3 protein-coding genes are annotated in these 2,729 nt (G+C 70.5%); all 3 read left to right on the top strand.

The features are described 5' to 3' along the window. On the top strand, positions 1 to 639 hold a 639-nt coding region (locus IH13_RS0115020; RefSeq protein ID WP_031084663.1), incomplete at its 5' end, for a glycerophosphodiester phosphodiesterase family protein. 45 nt (positions 640 to 684) lie between these two features. Next, positions 685 to 2,043, top strand: coding sequence for an MFS transporter (locus tag IH13_RS0115025; protein ID WP_031084665.1), 1,359 nt, complete (start codon positions 685 to 687; stop codon positions 2,041 to 2,043). Between the two features lie 264 nt (positions 2,044 to 2,307). After that, positions 2,308 to 2,682 carry an RNA polymerase-binding protein RbpA gene (locus IH13_RS0115030; RefSeq protein ID WP_014044757.1) on the top strand — a complete coding sequence of 125 codons (375 nt, stop codon included), beginning with the start codon at positions 2,308 to 2,310 and terminating at the stop codon, positions 2,680 to 2,682. Positions 2,683 to 2,729 lie beyond the last annotated feature (47 nt).

The raw sequence follows: 2,729 nt of genomic DNA on the forward strand, positions 1-2,729 counted from the left end.
CGCTACTTCGAGACCGATGTGCACGCCACCGCCGACGGCCGCCTGGTCGCCTTCCACGACGCCACGCTGGACCGGGTGACCGACTCCCGGGGCCGGATCGCACGGCTGCCCTGGAGCGAGGTGAGCCGGGCACGCGTCGCGGGCAGCGAGCCGCTGCCGCTCTTCGAGGATCTGCTGGAGGAGTTCCCCGACGCCCGCTGGAACGTGGACGTCAAGGCGGAGGCCGCCCTCGGCCCGCTCCTCGGCCTGGTCCGCCGGGCCGACGCCTGGGACCGGGTGTGCGTGGGCTCGTTCTCCGAGGCCAGGGTCGCCCGGGCGCACCGCCTCGCGGGCGAGCGGCTGGCGACCTCCTACGGGGTGCGCGGCGTGCTCGGGCTGCGGCTGCGCTCGTACGGCGTTCCGGCCGCGGTGCGGGCGGGCGCGGTCTGCGTCCAGGTGCCGGAGAGCAGCAACGGCGTCCGGGTGGTGGACCGGGCGTTCGTCCGCACGGCACACTCCCGGGGACTCCAGGTCCACGTGTGGACCGTCAACGAACCGGAACGGATGGCGGCCCTCCTGGACCTCGGGGTGGATGGCATCATGACCGATCACATCGAGACGCTGCGCACGGTGCTGAGCGACCGGGGGGCCTGGGCCTGACGCCGGGCCGGCGGTGTCCGCACGGGACGAGCGAGGGGACGCCGCGTGAGCACCGGCACCGACACGGCTACCGACGGAACGGCCGACCCGGCGGTGGACCGCAGGAGGGAACAGCGCGGCTGGTACTTCTACGACTTCGCGTGTTCGGTCTACTCCACCAGCGTCCTCACGGTCTTCCTCGGTCCCTACCTGACATCGGTCGCGAAGGCCGCCGCCGACGCGGACGGGTATGTGCACCCCTTGGGCATACCCGTGCGGGCGGGCTCGCTCTTCCCGTACTCCGTGTCCGTCTCCATCGTGGTGGCGGTGCTCGTGATGCCCCTGGCCGGGGCCGCGGCGGACCGGACGGGGCGCAAGAAGCCGCTGCTCGCGGCGGCCGCGTACACCGGGGCGTCGGCGACGGCGGCGATGTTCTTCCTGGACGGCCAGCGCTATCTGCTGGGGGCGTTCCTGCTGATCGTGGCCAACGCGTCGATCTCGGTGTCGATGGTGCTGTACAACGCCTACCTGCCGCAGATCGCCACTCCGCAGGAGCGCGACGCGGTCTCCTCGCGCGGCTGGGCGTTCGGCTACACCTCGGGCGCGCTCGTGCTCGTCCTGAACCTGGTCCTCTACACGGGCCACGACTCCTTCGGCCTCTCCGAGCCGGACGCGGTCCGCATCTGTCTCGCCTCGGCCGGTGTGTGGTGGGGCGCCTTCACCCTGGTGCCGCTGCGGCGGCTGCGCGACCGGCGGGTGGCACCCTCCGGCGAGGGGGCGGTGGGGTCGGGCCGGCGGCAGCTGCTGGCGACTCTGCGCGACATGCGCCGCCATCCGGTCACGCTGGCGTTCCTGCTGGCCTACCTCGTCTACAACGACGGCATACAGACGGTGATCTCGCAGGCCTCGGTCTACGGATCCGAGGAGCTGGGCCTCGACCAGACGACGCTGATCACCGCCGTACTGCTCGTCCAGGTGCTCGCGGTGGCCGGGGCCCTCGGGATGGGGCGGCTGGCCCGGGCGCACGGAGCGAAGCGCACGATCCTGGCGTCGCTGGTCGTCTGGACGCTGATCCTGGCCGGCGCCTTCGTGATGCCGGCCGGCGCGCCGGTGTTCTTCTACACCCTGGCGGCGGCGATCGGCCTGGTGCTGGGCGGCAGTCAGGCGCTCTCCCGCTCGCTGTTCTCGCATCTGGTGCCGCGCGGCAAGGAGGCCGAGTACTTCTCGGCGTACGAGATGAGCGACCGGGGCCTCAGTTGGCTGGGGCCATTGGTGTTCGGTCTCGGCTATCAGCTGACCGGAAGCTACCGGGATGCCATCCTGTCCCTGGTGATCTTCTTCGCGCTCGGTGCCGTGCTGCTGGCGCGGGTCCCCGTGCGGGCAGGCGTGGCCGCCGCGGGGAATCCCGTTCCGGAACGGATTTAGGCGTTGAAGTGAAAGGCCGGTAGTGTACGCCTCTGGCCTGACCGGAGGACCGTTACTGCGAGCGGAAGAAGCCGAACCGTTGGGTGATAACTTCCGCCATAGGTGACAAACCGGGCGGCAGTGGGTACTCAACCCTGATAAAGCAGCGGCACGACGGGCGACGCAGGACCGGCAACGGGAATCTTTGACGCCGACCGGACGTTGACCGGATGACGACGACAGCGACACCTGTCCTGTGGGCGACAAGCCCGGGAGGCACGATTCATGAGTGAGCGAGCTCTCCGCGGCACGCGACTCGTGGTTACCAGCTACGAGACGGACCGCGGCATCGATCTGGCCCCGCGCCAGGCGGTGGAGTACGCATGCCCGAACGGCCATCGATTTGAGATGCCGTTCTCGGTAGAGGCGGAGATTCCGCCGGAGTGGGAGTGCAAGGCGTGCGGCGCCACGGCACTCCTGGTGGACGGGGACGGCCCCGAGGAGAAGAAGGGCAAGCCCGCGCGTACGCACTGGGACATGCTCATGGAGCGGCGCACCCGCGAGGAACTCGAGGAGGTGCTGGCCGAGAGGCTGGCCGTCCTCCGCTCCGGAGCCATGAACATCGCAGTGCACCCGCGGGACAGCAGGAAGTCCGCCTGACCCACCGGGGCACAGCAGCACAGCACGAGAGCCGCGGGCCGTGACAT

Source organism: Streptomyces sp. NRRL WC-3549 (assembly GCF_000721935.1).
GTDB lineage: Bacteria > Actinomycetota > Actinomycetes > Streptomycetales > Streptomycetaceae > Streptomyces.

Coding starts and splice junctions, on each gene's coding strand:
- IH13_RS0115030 (WP_014044757.1), top strand. CDS start 2,308: ATGAGTGAGCGAGCTCTCCGCGGCACGCGACTCGTGGTTACCAGCTAC.